Origin of the sequence: Kribbella sp. NBC_01484, from assembly GCF_036227145.1 — a bacterium.
In the GTDB taxonomy this organism is placed as follows: Bacteria; Actinomycetota; Actinomycetes; order Propionibacteriales; family Kribbellaceae; genus Kribbella.
Window position 1 is genome coordinate 2,685,150 of record NZ_CP109437.1, and the last position, 14,899, is coordinate 2,700,048.

General features: G+C 67.2%; 14 protein-coding genes, 2 tRNA genes and 1 pseudogene. 13 read left to right on the forward strand and 4 right to left on the reverse strand.

What is annotated here, in order from left to right:
- Nucleotides 1–92 precede the first annotated feature (92 nt).
- The 6 genes from gyrB (at nt 93) to OG555_RS13275 (ending at nt 6,231) form a co-directional block, all read left to right on the forward strand.
- Nucleotides 93–2,156: a DNA topoisomerase (ATP-hydrolyzing) subunit B gene (gyrB, locus tag OG555_RS13250; RefSeq protein WP_442914500.1), complete on the forward strand. Its 2,064-nt coding sequence runs from the start codon at nt 93–95 to the stop codon at nt 2,154–2,156.
- Nucleotides 2,157–2,304: 148 nt separating this feature from the next.
- Nucleotides 2,305–4,908, forward strand: coding sequence for a DNA gyrase subunit A (gene gyrA / locus OG555_RS13255; protein ID WP_405072149.1), 2,604 nt, complete (start codon nt 2,305–2,307; stop codon nt 4,906–4,908).
- Between the two features lie 3 nt (nt 4,909–4,911).
- Complete coding sequence (locus tag OG555_RS13260) at nt 4,912–5,811, forward strand: DUF3566 domain-containing protein (protein WP_329483147.1); 900 nt, start codon at nt 4,912–4,914, stop codon at nt 5,809–5,811.
- Nucleotides 5,812–5,907: 96 nt separating this feature from the next.
- A tRNA-Ile gene (locus tag OG555_RS13265) sits at nt 5,908–5,984 on the forward strand.
- 29 nt (nt 5,985–6,013) lie between these two features.
- Entirely contained in the window at nt 6,014–6,145 is a 132-nt protein-coding gene (locus tag OG555_RS13270) for a DLW-39 family protein (protein WP_405070156.1), read from the forward strand.
- A gap of 10 nt (nt 6,146–6,155) precedes the next feature.
- Nucleotides 6,156–6,231: transfer RNA gene (locus OG555_RS13275), tRNA-Ala, on the forward strand.
- Between the two features lie 154 nt (nt 6,232–6,385).
- Here the strand turns inward: OG555_RS13275 and OG555_RS13280 are convergent.
- Nucleotides 6,386–6,697, reverse strand: a complete 312-nt coding sequence (locus OG555_RS13280) for a nucleotide pyrophosphohydrolase (RefSeq protein ID WP_329483148.1) — start codon at nt 6,695–6,697, stop codon at nt 6,386–6,388.
- Between the two features lie 401 nt (nt 6,698–7,098).
- Between OG555_RS13280 and OG555_RS13285 the strand changes: the two genes are divergently transcribed.
- Both OG555_RS13285 and OG555_RS13290 read left to right on the forward strand, forming a co-directional pair.
- Nucleotides 7,099–7,539, forward strand: coding sequence for a GNAT family N-acetyltransferase (locus tag OG555_RS13285; RefSeq protein ID WP_329483149.1), 441 nt, complete (start codon nt 7,099–7,101; stop codon nt 7,537–7,539).
- Nucleotides 7,540–8,063: 524 nt separating this feature from the next.
- On the forward strand, nt 8,064–8,912 hold the full coding sequence (locus OG555_RS13290; RefSeq protein WP_329483150.1) for a hypothetical protein: 849 nt from the start codon (nt 8,064–8,066) through the stop codon (nt 8,910–8,912).
- Between the two features lie 318 nt (nt 8,913–9,230).
- Here the strand turns inward: OG555_RS13290 and OG555_RS13295 are convergent, their stop codons facing one another.
- Nucleotides 9,231–9,419 carry a hypothetical protein gene (locus tag OG555_RS13295; RefSeq protein ID WP_329483151.1) on the reverse strand — a complete coding sequence of 63 codons (189 nt, stop codon included), beginning with the start codon at nt 9,417–9,419 and terminating at the stop codon, nt 9,231–9,233.
- A gap of 42 nt (nt 9,420–9,461) precedes the next feature.
- A pseudogene (locus tag OG555_RS42815) lies at nt 9,462–9,620 on the reverse strand (nitroreductase family deazaflavin-dependent oxidoreductase); the annotation flags it as partial.
- A 274-nt stretch (nt 9,621–9,894) separates the two neighbouring features.
- Between OG555_RS42815 and OG555_RS13300 the strand changes: the two are divergent.
- Nucleotides 9,895–10,830 (forward strand): ABC transporter ATP-binding protein, encoded by a 936-nt coding sequence (locus OG555_RS13300; protein WP_329483152.1) that lies wholly within the window; start codon nt 9,895–9,897, stop codon nt 10,828–10,830.
- Nucleotides 10,827–12,452: an ABC transporter permease gene (locus OG555_RS13305; RefSeq protein ID WP_329483153.1), complete on the forward strand. Its 1,626-nt coding sequence runs from the start codon at nt 10,827–10,829 to the stop codon at nt 12,450–12,452. The genes OG555_RS13300 and OG555_RS13305 overlap by 4 nt, the downstream gene beginning before the upstream one ends.
- A 155-nt stretch (nt 12,453–12,607) precedes the next feature.
- Here OG555_RS13305 and OG555_RS13310 read toward each other — a convergent pair whose 3' ends face one another.
- Nucleotides 12,608–13,006, reverse strand: a complete 399-nt coding sequence (locus tag OG555_RS13310; protein WP_329483154.1) for a nuclear transport factor 2 family protein — start codon at nt 13,004–13,006, stop codon at nt 12,608–12,610.
- A gap of 90 nt (nt 13,007–13,096) precedes the next feature.
- Here OG555_RS13310 and OG555_RS13315 point away from each other — a divergent pair, with 90 nt between their 5' ends.
- The 3 genes from OG555_RS13315 (at nt 13,097) to OG555_RS13325 (ending at nt 14,871) form a co-directional block, all read left to right on the forward strand.
- On the forward strand, nt 13,097–13,669 hold the full coding sequence (locus OG555_RS13315) for a TetR/AcrR family transcriptional regulator (protein ID WP_329483155.1): 573 nt from the start codon (nt 13,097–13,099) through the stop codon (nt 13,667–13,669).
- A 129-nt stretch (nt 13,670–13,798) separates the two neighbouring features.
- On the forward strand, nt 13,799–13,954 hold the full coding sequence (locus OG555_RS13320; protein ID WP_329483156.1) for a hypothetical protein: 156 nt from the start codon (nt 13,799–13,801) through the stop codon (nt 13,952–13,954).
- The gene (locus OG555_RS13325) at nt 13,951–14,871 is read left to right on the forward strand and encodes an NAD-dependent epimerase/dehydratase family protein (protein ID WP_329483157.1); all 921 of its coding nucleotides are present in this window, start codon (nt 13,951–13,953) and stop codon (nt 14,869–14,871) included. The genes OG555_RS13320 and OG555_RS13325 overlap by 4 nt, the downstream gene beginning before the upstream one ends.
- Nucleotides 14,872–14,899 lie beyond the last annotated feature (28 nt).

Here is a 14,899-nt window from a genome sequence, read left to right on the forward strand (position 1 = left end):
AGAGCAAGCCGCGCCTCTATCAATACTGTGGAGGGCGGCTTCCACTGTGCACGATGCCTCGCGAGCGCGGGGTCCGAGGAGGACAACAGCCGGTGACCGACGAGCCGACCGAGATCGACGCCAACCAGTCCGCCGACCCCATCGGCACCGTCGTACCCGACAGCGGTGAACTCCCCGCGATGCTCGACGCGATCCCGTCGAACGTCGTGGATCGGGAGTACGACGCGAGCGCGATCCAGGTCCTGGAGGGTCTGGACGCCGTCCGGAAGCGACCGGGGATGTACATCGGGTCCACCGGTGAGCGTGGTCTGCACCATCTCGTCACCGAGGTGGTCGACAACGCGGTGGACGAGGCGATGGCCGGGTTCGGCGACCGCATCGTCGTGACCCTGCTGCCCGACGGCGGCGTCCGCGTCGACGACAACGGCCGCGGCATCCCGGTCGACATCGTCGAGTCCGAAGGCAAGCCGGCCGTCACCGTCGTGCTGACCGTGCTGCACGCCGGCGGCAAGTTCGGCGGCGGCGGGTACAAGGTGTCCGGCGGTCTGCACGGCGTCGGCGTCTCGGTCGTGAACGCGCTGTCCAGCCACCTCCGCGTCGACGTGAAGAAGAACGGCAAGCTGTACACCCAGTCCTTCAGCATGGGTGTCCCGGACGCCGACCTCGCCGAGATCGGCACCTCGGACGCGAACGGTACGACGATCACGTTCTGGCCCAGCCCGGACGTCTTCGAGTCCACGACGTACTCCTACGAGACGCTGGCCACCCGGTTCCGCGAGTACGCGTTCCTGAACAAGGGACTCGAGCTGGTGATCCGGGACGAGCGGCCCGACCACATCGACGAGGACGGCAAGCCGCTCCAGCAGTCGTTCCGGTACGACGACGGTCTGGTCGACTACGTGAAGTACCTGACCGGCATCCGCGAGACCGTGCACCGGGACGTCATCTCGTTCGAGGCGGCCACCGCCGAGAACACGATGAGCCTCGAGGTAGCGCTGCAGTGGAGCGGCTCGTTCCAGGAGTCCGTGCACACCTTCGCGAACGCCATCAACACCCACGAGGGCGGCACTCACGAAGAAGGCTTCCGGGCCGCGCTCACCTCATTGGTCAACTCGTTCGGCGAGGACCAGGGGATGATCAAGAAGAAGGAGGACCGGCTCACCGGTGACGACATCCGGGAGGGCCTGACCGCGATCATCTCGGTCAAGCTCGCCGAGCCGCAGTTCGAGGGCCAGACGAAGACCAAGCTCGGCAACACCGAGGTGAAGGGCTTCGTCCAGCGGGTCGTGAACGACAAGCTCGGCGCCTGGTTCGAGCAGAACCCGGCCGAGGGCCGCGAGATCATCCGCAAGGCGACCGCCGCGGCGAGTGCCCGGATCGCGGCCCGCAAGGCGCGCGACCTGGCCCGCAACCGCAAGGGCCTGCTGGGTGGCGGTGGTCTCCCGGGCAAGCTGGCCGACTGCCAGTCGACCAACCCCGAGGAGTGCGAGGTCTACATCGTCGAGGGTGACTCGGCCGGTGGCTCCGCGAAGGGCGGGCGGGACCCGAAGTTCCAGGCCATCCTGCCGATCCGGGGCAAGATCCTGAACGTCGAGAAGGCCCGGATCGACAAGGTCCTGCAGAACAACGAGGTCCAGGCGATCATCTCCGCGCTCGGCACCGGCATCCACGAGGACTTCGACGAGGACAAGCTCCGGTACCACAAGATCGTGATCATGGCCGACGCCGACGTCGACGGCCAGCACATCCGGACCCTGCTGCTGACGCTGCTGTTCCGGTTCATGCGGCCGCTGATCGAGCGTGGTCATGTGTACGCCGCGCAGCCGCCGCTGTACAAGATCCGCTGGAGCAACCACGCGGACGAGCTCGCCTACACCGACCGGGAGCGCGACGGCCTGCTCGAGGCCGGCGCCGAGGCGGGCCGGAAGCTGCCCAAGGAGAACCCGATCCAGCGCTACAAGGGTCTGGGCGAGATGAACGCGAACGAGCTGTGGGACACGACGATGGACCCGGCCAACCGGGTGCTGCTGCAGATCACCCTGGACGACGCGATCCGTGCCGACGAGACGTTCCAGACGCTGATGGGCGACGACATCGAGGCGCGGCGCAGTTTCATCCAGCGCAACGCCAAGGACGTCCGCTTCCTCGACATCTGACGGGTTCGTGGTCCGTTGCCCCGGGCCACAGTCCACCCTGCGCCACTCACCGACGTACTGATGACTTGAACGGGACGAGCTTTTCATGACGGAGACCCCCACCTCCCCGGGCCACGACCGGGTCGAGCCCCTCGACCTGCAGACCGAGATGCAGCAGTCGTACCTCGACTATGCGATGGCCGTGATCGTCGGCCGCGCACTGCCCGAGGTCCGCGACGGCCTCAAGCCGGTGCACCGCCGCATCCTCTACGCGATGTACGACGGCGGCTACCGACCGGACCGTGGTTTCAACAAGTGTTCCCGCATCGTCGGTGACGTGATGGGTCAGTACCACCCGCACGGCGACTCGGCGATCTACGACACCCTGGTCCGGCTGGCGCAGCCGTGGGTGATGCGGGCGCCGCTGATCCAAGGCCAGGGCAACTTCGGTTCCCCGGGCAACGACCCGGCGGCCGCGATGCGGTACACCGAGTGCCGGATGGCGCCGCTGGCGATGGAGATGGTCCGCGACATCGACCAGGACACGGTCGACTTCCGGGCCAACTACGACGGCAAGTCGCAGGAGCCGGTGATCCTGCCGGCCCGCTTCCCGAACCTGCTGGTGAACGGCTCGTCCGGCATCGCCGTCGGCATGGCGACGAACATCCCGCCGCACAACCTGCGCGAGGTCGCGGCCGCGGTCAACTGGGCGCTTGAGCACCCGGACGCGACCCAGGAGGAGCTGCTCGACGCCTGCCTGCAGTACATCAAGGGCCCCGACTTCCCGAACGGCGCACTGATCGTCGGCTACAAGGGCATCGACGACGCCTACCGCACCGGCCGTGGCTCGGTCACGATGCGTGCGGTCGTCGACATCGAGGAGGACGCCAAGGGCCGGACCAGCCTGGTCGTCACCGAGCTGCCGTACATGGTCAACCCCGACAACCTGGCGTTGAAGATCGCCGAGCTGGTGAACACCGGCAAGATGAGTGGGATCGCCGACATCCGCGACGACAGCTCGTCGCGGACCGGGCAGCGGCTGGTCGTCGTGCTGAAGCGGGACGCTCAGCCGCGCGTCGTACTGAACAACCTCTACAAACACACCCAGCTGCAGGACACTTTCGGGTGCAACATGCTGGCTCTGGTTGACGGCGTACCGCGCACCCTGAGCGTGAACCTCTTCATCAGCCACTGGATCGACCACCAGATCGAGGTCATCCAGCGGCGGACCCGCTTCCGTCTGCGCGAGGCGGAGAAGAACGCGCACATCTACCGCGGCTATGTGAAGGCGCTCGACGCCCTCGACGAGGTGATCGCGCTGATCCGGCGCAGCCCGGACGTGGACGAGGCGCGCACCGGCCTGATGCAGCTGCTCGACATCGACGAGATCCAGGCGCAGGCGATCCTGGACATGCAGCTGCGCCGGCTGGCCGCACTGGAACGGCAGAAGATCATCGAGCGGTTGCAGGAGCTCGAGGCGATCATCGCCGACCTCGAGGACATCCTGGCCAGCCCCGAGCGGCAGCGGTCCATCGTCAAGGACGAGCTCGCCGAGATCGTCGACAGGTACGGCGACGAGCGGCGGACCGAGATCATCGCGGCCGACGGCGACCTGTCCGTCCAGGACCTGGTGCCGGACGAGGACGTCGTCGTCACCATCACCCGCGGCGGGTACGCGAAGCGGACCAAGACCGACCTGTACCGGACGCAGAACCGCGGCGGCAAGGGTGTTCGCGGCGCGCAGTTGCGGGCCGAGGACGAGATCAGCCACTTCTTCGCCACCACGAACCACCACTGGATGCTGTTCTTCACCACCAAGGGCCGGGTCTACCGGGCCAAGGTGTGGCAGCTGCCCGAGTCCGCCCGGGACGCGAAGGGCTCGCACGTCGCCGGCCTGCTGTCGTTCCAGCCGGACGAGGAGATCGCGCAGGTCCTGACACTGCGCGACTACGAGCAGGCTGACTACCTGGTGCTCGCCACCAAGCGGGGCCTGGTCAAGAAGACGGCGCTGACCGACTACGACTCGGCCCGGCAGAGCGGCATCATCGCGGTCAACTTCCGCGAGGACGACGACGAGTTGATCGGTGCCGACCTGGCCACCGCCGAGGACGACCTGCTACTGGTGTCCCGCAAGGGCCAGTCGATCCGCTTCACCGCGAACGACGAGCAGCTCCGCCCGATGGGCCGGGCCACCTCCGGCGTGACCGGGATGAAGTTCCGCTCCGGCGACGAGTTGCTGTCGATGTCGGTGATCCGGGCCGGCGCGGACGAGGACTCCCAGTTCGTCTTCACCGTGACCGACGCCGGGTACGCCAAGCGCAGCCGGGTCTCGGAGTACCGCCAGCAGGGCCGCGGTGGTCTCGGCATCAAGGCAGTGAAGCTGAACGACGAGCGCGGCTCGCTGGTCGGCGCACTCATCGTGGTCGACGAGGACCAGGTGCTGGCGATCAAGGCGAGCGGTCAGGTGGTCCGCAGCCGGGTCGACAGCGTGCCGGTCAAGGGCCGGGACACGATGGGCGTCCGGTTCGCCGGGGTCGGCGAGTCCGACGCGGTCGTCGCGATCGCCCGGAACACCGATCTGACCGTCAACGGCGATCTCATCGGCGAGGAATCCGAAGGCGTCGAAGGGGGTACATCCCTCGGAGATGCCCAGGATGTGGACGGATCGACAACCGAATCCACCCCTGAGAGCGTCCAGAATGATGACGAACGTTCGACGGACGTGGACGGCGCGGCTACCGTCGAAGACGACGATGCCGGCCAGGAGGGGTAACTGATGACCAACCGCGCGAGGCCGACCTGGCCCGATGGTGCGGCGGACAGTTCCAGCCAGCGGGCATCGCAGGCCGGGAAGCCGCCCACCGGACCGGCCACTCCGGCCTCCAACGGTCGTTCCGGTGCCGCGCCCGGCGGCAACGGCCAGCCAAGGAGCGGTACGCCGAACGGCCAGCGGCCGGCGGACTTCCGCCAGCAGCCGCGGCCGGGCGCGGCCGGTGCCACACCGGTGCGCCCGCAGCAGCAGCCGGCCCGTCCCGGTACGACGCCGGGCCCGAGCACGCCCGGTCGCCCTGAGCCATGGTCACCCACCCCGGTCCCGCCGCCACCCGGTGCTCCGGTGTCAGCCTCGTCGTACGGACTGACCGGCACGACCGAGCCGAAGACCGAGTCGTTCGGTGATCGGGTGAGCGCGGCACGTCAGGCAGTCCTGGACAAGGCGGCCGCGGTGAAGAACGACAAGACGGACAAGACCGAGAACAGGCACGCGGCGAAGGCCGGGAGAGAACCGAAGCCGTCGAGCCGGCCGCAGACCCGCAAGGCGCGCCTGCGGATGTCCCGGATCGACCCGTGGTCGGTGATGAAGACGGCGTTCCTGCTGTCGATCGCGTTCGGCATCGTGACCTGGGTCGCGGTGTTCATCATCTGGTCCGCGATCGGTGCGGCCGGGGTGTTCGACAACATCAACAACACCGTCCAGGAGGTGCTCGGCACGCCGACGGCCGAGCCGTTCCGGATCGAGAACTACGTCAACACCGGCAAGGTGATGGGCTTCACCACGCTGCTCGCGTGTGCGGACGTGCTGATCATCACCGCGCTCGCGACGCTCGGATCCTTCCTCTACAACATCGCCGCCACGCTGCTCGGCGGCCTCGAAGTCACGCTGGCATCGGAGGACTGACACCGGCCGGCCGGGCCTCAGGTGGGCCCGGCCGGAACCGGTTTGGGAGACAGGCACTTGGTGCGGTAATCTCTCCCGGGTTCGACCCCGCACCGCGGGCCTATAGCTCAGACGGTTAGAGCGCTGCCCTGATAAGGCAGAGGTCACTGGTTCAAGTCCAGTTAGGCCCACCACCACGAACCCCGATTCCGAGGAGTCTCCAGTGCTGAGAAAGATCCTGCTGGTGCTGCTGGCCGGCATCGGTGGATACTTCGCCTACAAGAAGACCCAGCAGTCCCGCGCCGAGAAGGACCTCTGGGCCGAGGCAGTCGACCGGGTACCCCCCGGCCACTGACCACCCCCACGGGGGCGTAGCTCAACTGGCAGAGCACTGCCTTTGCAAGGCAGGGGTTAGGGGTTCAAGTCCCCTCGTCTCCACCAAAGCGTTCATGCAGGTCAGAGCGCGATTCTCGGCCCACAGCGCCGTTCTCCTGAGTCTCGTTCAGAGGCCGCGTGCCCTCTACGTGCCCTAACGCATCGGCCCCAGTCCTCGGGTGAGCCTGGCGCAGCTGGGCACTGAGCCTGTTGGCGATCCTTAGCTCAGCTTCGCCTCCAGGTCGCCGGTCATCTGCGTGAACTCTGCGCCCAAGTCGACTCCGTACCGGTCGGCAAGGACGAGCACCGACCAGAGGCAGTCTGCAAGCTCGTGGCCCAGTCGCGTGTGGGCGTCCTCAATCTCACGACGGCCGTCGACGGCCATGACGAGCTTAGCGAGATCTCCCACATCTCCTACGAAGCCAAGCGCAAGATCGCCGCTGGTCCACGCGGTACGACCAGCAGTTACGTTGTAGCGGTCATACAGCTCCTTGATGGCAACAGCACGCGCCTGCAAGGTTGCAAGATCCATGCCGGTAGACCCTAGCCTCATCGCCCCGGGGCCATGTCTCCGAGGTGCGCACGAAAGCCCACTCGTCAGGAGAGAGTCGCGAGCGATCAGGAGGGGTCAACGGGGCAGATGGGTCACTCGGCGGGCATCGGATCAGGCTCGCCGCCAGGGTGGTGGGCGTACGTTCGGCCGATCCTCCAAACTGGCCACTTGCTAACGGATTTGCTAACAAGACCCGTGGACGGCTGCAGACGTCTCACCGTGTTCGGGCGCCTCCAGGCTCGGCGCCGGACATGGCAGGTAGCTCGATAGACCATGGGCGACGCTGGATCAGCAACCATTGAATCTCGTGGACGTGCGTGCCCTCCACGTGCCCTGACGCAGCTGTCTATGTGATTGATGGATCTCGTAGCATCTGCCGCATGTTGATCGAAGAGCGGCATCCCACCGATCGACAACTCGCGGTGCTTCTGGATGCCGCCTTTGGCGAACTGGTCAATCGCTACGGAGCCGAGGGGCGCTCGCCAGTCCACGGGGATGCTCGGTTCCTGGTCGTCGGCATGGAAGGCAGAGCCGTCGGCTGTGGCGCACTGCAGCCGTCGGGTGACTCGTCCATCGGCGAACTCAAGCGGATGTACGTCGCTCCTGCGTTCCGTGGTCGAGGCATTGGAGGAGCCGTCCTGACCGGGCTGGAGAAACTCGCCGCGGACATTGGGTACCTCAGGATCCGGCTGGCGACAGGGGTACGGCAGCCTGAAGCTATCGCTCTGTATGAACGGCGCGGATACCGGTTGATCGAGCCGTACGGCAAGTACGTCGACGACACGCTCGCTCGTTGCTATCAGAAGACTCTCGTCATCTGAAATCCCACTTTGCCACGTCAGCTTTCGGGTCCCATCGATGATGAACGCGGGGGTCGCATCACGGTCGGCGATCGCCACCGGCGCTCGAGGCGCCGGGTATCGCGCCGTGCTGCGCGCAGCGAGTCGCGCGTGCTCGAGTTCCTCGGTGAGCCGGTGGATGGTCTGCTGGTGGTCGACCAGGTTCAGCAGGGCTTCGCGGATCGTGGGTTCCTCTGACGAGAGCACGGCCAGCGGACCTGGCTGACCGGTATCCGGTAGGCATTCGCCGTTCCGGCAACATCACGGTAAGGTCACGCGCCAAGTAGAGAGGGCGATTGTGGCCTGGGGAAATCGCCCCTGAGTCACCGTGATGCGGCTGGTGCGGAACTGGGGTCGCAGTACGACTGCCGATGGTGACCTGCCGACCGGATGGTTCCCCCTCCGTCCGGTAATCCGACGCGCCCGAAAGGTTGCTGCATGTCCGCCATCCCCGCTCACCTGTCATTCTCCTTCCTTGTCGCGACCTGCGGCGAGAGGGGCCGCTCATGACGCGAACGACCAAGATCACCCTCGGCGCCGGCCTGCTCGCTCTGCTGGCCAGCCTCGTTGTTGCCCTGAACGCGACCTCCGGCGGAGCGCAGGCGGAGGCCCAGACGGGGGTACAGACGCCGACCCGCCATTTCGTGGCCAATCTCAAGGGGGCGACCGCGCCCTTCGCTCTCGGCTACACCCTGGCCGACAAGTCCTCGGTCTCCAGCCTGAGCACATTGCCGACCGGGGTGCAGTCGGTGTTCTGGCTGGGCCAGAAGTGCCCGACCCCGGCCGACAGCACCTTCAAGGCCAAGATCGACGCCCTCGCCTCGAACCCGAAGGTGTTCGCGTACTACCTGTCCGACGAGCCGCACATCGGGGACTGCCCAGGCGGTCCCGCGGCGCTGCGGTCGCGGGCGGACTACATTCGCGCCGCGAGCGGCGGGCGGCAGAAGTCATTCATCGTGCTGAGCAAGGTGGCCGACTACAAGCCGTTCGCGCCGGCGAGCAGCCATGTTGATCTGGTCGGCCTCGACCCGTACCCCTGCTCGATCGCCCACCCCCAGTGTGACCTGAGCAAGATCGGCGAGAAGGTCGCCGCGGCCCGGGCGGCTGGTGTCCCGCTGACAGCTGTCGTGCCCGTGTACCAGGCATTCGGCCAGGAGCGGACGACGAGCCACTACTACAACCTGCCGACCGCGACTCAAGAGCATGCGATCCTGACCGAGTGGAAGCGGCTCGTGCCGTCCCCAGTGATGGACTACACCTACGGCTGGGGCAACCAGAGCAGCGCCAACCCGACCCTGGTCGACTCACTCGCGCTCCAGAACGTCTTCGCAACCTTCTTCGCCACTGGGCGCTAACCCACTGATCCGGTGGCCCTGCCCTCACCGCGGCGGGCCACCGGATCATCATCAAGCGGAGTCTCGCCGCGTCGCGGCAGCAGGTGGTTGTGGCGGGCAACAATCCTGGACCAGGTCTGCGTTGCCTTCGGCAACGTCAACGGTGTCGCCTGATCTGGTCAGGGTCCGAGGCGCGTTCGCGGACGACGACGGCAGTTCGGACTCCTTCGAGCTGTTCGCGGACGGAAACAGGCGGTACCGGTTGACGATGCTCACGGCGCGCCCCGTGGCTGGCACCTAGGACGTTCGGACCCTGGCTCGCCCGGCTCCTCGAACCGGTCAACGCCGGTCCTCGATCTGCAAGAGCAGGCACTCGCGGGTACGCACGAAATGACGTAGACCGAACGCGTACCAACCTGGAAATACTGCAGGCAGGCTGTCGAGCGGCACAACCTTGGGACGCGCGAGGTACAGCAGGTCGTGCCTGAGCAGCATCTCGCAATGGCCCGCATCAACGACGTTCTTCACCCACTGAGAGTCCGCGCCGAAGTTCGCCCCGACAGCCACCCAGTGTCCGCGTCTGAACGCGCGGACGGGAGTGCGGTACGTACGCCCGGTTCGCCGCCCCGTATGCACCAAGACCGCAAGGGAACCTGCTCGACCCGCGAGCCGCAACGCAACCGGGTTGATCGCTGCGTGCGCGGGTCTGAGGAACGCCGGCCAGGGCATGAGGGTCTACCTCCGCATGCATGGTAACGGTGATTGTGGCGGTCTGACCGGGCCTGGAGCCCGACGACGTTCTCGCACCGTGCAAGGCCGGGCTCCGCAGCGGGTGCAGCGAATATCGCCTCTCCGCGCGCGCCTTGTGCCACCGGACCCTCTTCCGGGTGACATAAGGCCGGCTTGTCGGTGGCGTTCGGCCCTGCCTGCCCGTGCGCGGTTGCGATGTGCTGAGAGTTGGGGACGTCTGGATTGGCGAGAAGTGCCAAGGGAAGTGATCTCAGTGACGGCTGCGATAGCGATCTCCGGACTTGTGAAGGACTTCGGCCCCAGGACCCGGGCGCTTGACCATCTCGAACTGCACGTCGAGACCGGTGAGGTGCATGGGTTCCTCGGGCCCAACGGCGCAGGGAAGACAACCACCATCCGCGTCCTGCTCGGATTGCTGCGCGCCGACGACGGACACGTCGCCCTGCTCGGCGGTGACCCGTGGCGCGACACTGTGGCGTTGCACCGGCGTCTGGCCTACGTGCCCGGTGAGGTGAACCTGTGGCCCAACCTCACCGGCGGCGAGGTGATCGACCTGCTCGGCGATCTGCGGGGAGGGCTCGAACCGAAGCGCCGGGAGGAGCTCCTCGAGCGCTTCCAGCTCGACCCGACCAAGAGGGTTCGCGCCTACTCCAAGGGAAACCGGCAGAAGGTCGCCCTCGTGGCCGCCTTCTCCTCCCCCGTGGAGCTCTACCTGCTGGACGAGCCGACCTCCGGGCTGGACCCACTCATGGAGGCGGTTTTCCAGGACGTCGTCCAGCAGCTGCGCGCTGACGGACGGAGCATTCTGCTCTCCAGCCACATCCTCTCCGAGGTCGAGGCGCTGTGCGACCGCGTCACCATCATCCGAGCGGGCCGGGCTGCCGAAACCGGCAGCTTCGACGAGCTGCGTCACCTCACCCGCACGTCGGTGGTCGTTGACACCGCCAAGCCGCTGGAGTCGGTGACACGGTGGCCCGGCGTCCACGACGCCCGGGCGCACGACGGCCACGCGGAGTTCAGCGTCGACCCGGGCGAGCTGAACCACGTCCTCGAGCACCTGGTCGACCTCCAGGTGCGGTCGATGACGACCTCGCCGCCCACCCTCGAGGAACTGTTCATGCGGCACTACGGCGAGGACATCGCCGCGCCTGCCGCGGATGCAGATGCCGAGGCGGTGACGGCACGATGAGCGGCTTCACAGGCACGACACGGCTGGTCCGCCTCGCGCTGCGGCGCGACCGGATCACGCTGCCCGCATGGATCCTCGGCATGGCCGCATTCTTGGCTGCGACGACCGCCATGTTCGAGGACAACTACTCCAAACACCCCCAGCTCCTGGAGCCGGACACCCGCATCGTCACAGATAACCCCGGCATGCGCGTGCTCGGCTTGGTGACAGGCTCCAGCGTCGGGGGCTACACCATGCACCGAGACGCCATGACCCTCGCCGTGCTCGCCGCCGTGATGAGCATCCTCGCAGTCGTGCGACACACCCGTCAGGCCGAAGAGCTCGGTCGCGAGGAGATGCTGGGTGCCGGCGTGGTCGGTCGCTACGCTTCGCTGGCCGCGGCCGTGACCGTCGCGCTTGTTGCGAACCTTGTCCTGGCCGTACTGCTCGGACTCGGGATGGTGGTCGCGGGACAACCCGCGGCCGGGTCCCTGGTCGCCGGTACGTCGATCGCCCTGGTGGGCGTGGCCTTCACCGGCGTCGCCGCGGTGACGTCGCAGCTCGCGTCGACCACGCGCAGCGCGATCGGTCTTGCCGGTGCGGGCCTCGGCGTTGCCTTCATGCTTGCGGCGCTCGGCAACATGCTCGGAACCGTGGACTCCGCCGCCCTCAGGATCACCAGCGCATGGCCGGCCTGGCTCTCCCCGATCGGCTGGGGCCAGCAGATGCGGCCGTTCGCCGACAACCTGTGGTGGCCGCTCGGGCCCGCCGTACTGGTCCTGGCTGCGCTGTTCTGGTTGGCCGTCGTCCTCGTCGGCAGACGCGACGTCGGTCGGGGAATGTGGCCCGAACGCAGGGGTGCCGCCCACGCGAGCCCGGTCCTGCTGAGCCCCGCCGGCCTGGTCTGGCGGCTGCAGCGTGGAACGCTGTTGGGCTGGGCGATCGGCCTGTTCGGCTTCGGCCTGATCTTCGGTGCGCTCAGTGACCAGATCGGGGGACTCGAGGGAGCGGCCACGGAGTGGTACGCCACCTTCGGCGGTCACGCCGACCTGCTCGGCGCGTACTTGGCCTCGATGATGCAGATGGCGGGAATGGCCGTGGCCATCTACGTAGTCACGCTCTTGCTTCGCCTGCACCACGACGAAGCGCACGGCACGCTGGAGTCGGTGCTCGGCACCGCAGTCTCCCGACTTCGCTGGCTGGGCGCGTACGCCGTTAACGCGCTGGCCGGGGCCATGTTGCTGATCCTGGTCTTCGCAGTGGCGATGGGCATCACCGGCGGTCAGGTGCTCGGCGGCACCGCAGCTCTGGTGCATGATCTGGTCATCGCCGCGCTGGTCCAACTCCCCGCCGTCGGCGTCCTGGGAGCCGCGGTCGTCACGGTGATCATGTTGCTGCCGCGTTGGTCGGTCGGTCTGTCCTGGGCACTGGTGGTGGGCTCGATCATCGTCGGGCCGATGTTCGGCCCCTCACTCGGGCTGCCGACGTGGCTGCTGGACCTGTCGCCCTTCACCCAGGTGCCCAACGCACCAGCCGTTGCCGTCACCTCCGGACCGATCCTGGGTCTGGGCCTGGCCTGCCTTCTGCTGGCCGCCACGAGCGTCGTGGCCCTGCGCCGCCGGAACCTGGCACTCCCAGCCTGACGGACTCCGAGGTTGCAGTTGGTCTTCGCCGTTCCAAACTGAGCACCGATCCCCCCGCGATCCTGGCGGGTGGTCGTTCCGACGAGGGCGCTGAACGGCCTCCCGATCGTGTGACGCTCGGTCGGGATCTGGCGGATCACGTTCGTCGCGGGCTGTTAGGTGGTGAGGTTGGGGATGGTGGTGGCGCCGATGTAGTCGCGGAAGAGTTTGATTTCGCCGTTGTGGATGCGGAAGACCTGGATGCAGGGGGCTTCGAAGGATGCGCCAGTCGTGGTGTGGCGGGCTTCGGTGACGAGTTCGACGATCACGACCTCGGAATCCGTGGTCTGGTGCAGTTGGACGACGCGCAGGTCGATGATCTCCACCGGGCGGTCGCTGGTGTTGAGCGAGAACTCGCGGATGGCGGCGCGCCCCTCCAAACGAGCGGGCAGGCCGTCGACGGCGAACGGCAGCTCGATCACGCCGTCCGCCGCGAACAGGCCGGCGAACGACTCGAAGTCGCGGGCAACGATGTATTGGCGACGAAGTTCCAGTACGTCGAGTGGGCTCCTCATGGTCACTCCTCTTCATTCAACAGACGTGGAACGGTTCAACGAGCGTAGAACGAAACCGCGTCATCGGTCAACGGGCGTAGAATGAACGGGATGAGCGATTCCACGCCGCGGTCGTCGCGGGCCCAGCAGCGGATCGACACGCAGGAGCGGATCCTGACTGCAGCACGGCGGCTGTTCGCCGAGGTGGGGTACGACCGGACCACGATCCGGGCTGTTGCCGCGGCGGCGCAGGTGGATGCCGGCCTGGTGATGCACTACTACCGGAGCAAGGAACAACTGTTCGCGCTCGCCACCCGAACCGAGATGCCTTCGGTGACCGGCGAGACGGCTGAGGAGATCGCCGAGCAACTGCTCGATCGTCTTCGGCAGTCACTCATCGATGAGCCGATCGGTTCACTCGCGGCGCTGCGGTCGATGCTCACTCGTCCAGACGCGGCGGCGGAGGTGCGGGGCAACGCTCACGCCGATCGCGTCAAAGTCAGCAAGGCCATCCCCGGCGACGACGGCGACCTCCGCGCCGCCGTGATCAGCGCCGTACTCATCGGAGTCGTCGTCGGCCGCCACCTGGTCAAACTCGACCAACTGGCCGACGCCGACCCCGAAGAGATCGTCGAACTCCTCCGCCCCGCCGTCCTCTCCCTCACCAAGGCCGACCCCACCTGACCCCCACAGCCGCCGTCGTGCTGGGCGGGCAACGACAAGATGTTTCAAGACTCGTCGTCACGCCCGCGCGTAGGTTCGACCGCATGTCAGACACGAGCAAGGTCTTCAGCGCCCACGCCGTCTCGGTCGATGGCTACATCAGTGGTCGCACCCCGCACGGCGTCGACGAGTTCGGCCGCCGGGCGCAGCTTCTTCCAGGCGATCCCGAAGCACGTGAACCTCCGCCTGCTCACGGCCATCGCGGCACCGGGCGTGACGCACCTCCACTACGAGGTGGTCCGATGATCCTTGTCACCGGAGGGCTGGGCATGATCGGCGCCCACACCGCCCGGGCGCTCGTCGATCTCGGACGCGAGGTCGTCGTCACCACCCATCGTCGGACCGAGGTCCCGTCGTTCCTCGCCGGAAACGTCACTGTGAAAGCTCTCGACGTCACCGATCGGGACGCGTTCCTGGCCCTCGGCGACCGCTACGACATCACCGACATCGTGCATCTTGCGGGCAGTGTCCCCGACGAGGACCCGGTCCAGTTCTTCCGCACGGACCTGACCGGCCTGCTCAACGCGCTGGACGCCGCCCGCACCTGGGGCGTACGCCGGTTCGCTGTCGCCAGCAGCCTCGGCGCGTACACCGGCCGGACCGAGATGCCCTGGCACGAGGACCTCGCGCTCCCCACCATGGCGCTGCCCCACCTGATCATCGCCTTCAAGAAGGCGGCCGAGCCACTCACGACGCACAGCCTCCAGGGCAGCGGCGTCCAGCCGGTCGTACTGAGGATCGGGACCATCTGGGGACCGCTCGTCGACCCGGAAACACCGTTCTTCCACATCCCGCCGTACATCAGCGCCGTACTGCGTGGTGACGAACCACATCCGCTGTACGCCGACGATGGCGGCGACTCCTGCTACGCGCCGGACGCCGGACGTGCGATCGCCCTCCTGACGACCACGGACGTCGTGCGGCACGACACCTACAACGTGTCCAGCGGCCGGCCGTACACCAACCGCGAGATCGTGGACGCCCTGCAGGCGCTCTCCCCCGGCCGGCGGCTCGACCTCCTGCCTGGACGGCAGGCCGGTCCCGGCGACGATCCGTACCTCGACATCACTCGGCTCACCGAGGACACCGGCTTCACGCCGGCGTTCGATGTCCCCGCGGCCGTGGCCGACTACGTCACCTGGCGAGCGAAGAACCCCCGCTGACGGAATAGGGCCGCCGGGGTGGAGGTTG

Excerpts from the sequence above, each read along its gene's own strand:
- OG555_RS13315 (WP_329483155.1), top strand. The coding sequence starts at position 13,097 with ATGAGCGATTCCACGCCGCGGTCGTCGCGGGCCCAGCAGCGGATCGAC.
- OG555_RS13290 (WP_329483150.1), top strand. The coding sequence starts at position 8,064 with ATGACGCGAACGACCAAGATCACCCTCGGCGCCGGCCTGCTCGCTCTG.
- OG555_RS13280 (WP_329483148.1), bottom strand. The coding sequence starts at position 6,697 with ATGGATCTTGCAACCTTGCAGGCGCGTGCTGTTGCCATCAAGGAGCTG.
- OG555_RS13260 (WP_329483147.1), top strand. The coding sequence starts at position 4,912 with ATGACCAACCGCGCGAGGCCGACCTGGCCCGATGGTGCGGCGGACAGT.
- gyrA (WP_405072149.1), top strand. The coding sequence starts at position 2,305 with ATGCAGCAGTCGTACCTCGACTATGCGATGGCCGTGATCGTCGGCCGC.
- OG555_RS13320 (WP_329483156.1), top strand. The coding sequence starts at position 13,799 with ATGGCTACATCAGTGGTCGCACCCCGCACGGCGTCGACGAGTTCGGCC.
- OG555_RS13310 (WP_329483154.1), bottom strand. The coding sequence starts at position 13,006 with ATGAGGAGCCCACTCGACGTACTGGAACTTCGTCGCCAATACATCGTT.
- OG555_RS13325 (WP_329483157.1), top strand. The coding sequence starts at position 13,951 with ATGATCCTTGTCACCGGAGGGCTGGGCATGATCGGCGCCCACACCGCC.
- OG555_RS13285 (WP_329483149.1), top strand. The coding sequence starts at position 7,099 with ATGTTGATCGAAGAGCGGCATCCCACCGATCGACAACTCGCGGTGCTT.
- OG555_RS13305 (WP_329483153.1), top strand. The coding sequence starts at position 10,827 with ATGAGCGGCTTCACAGGCACGACACGGCTGGTCCGCCTCGCGCTGCGG.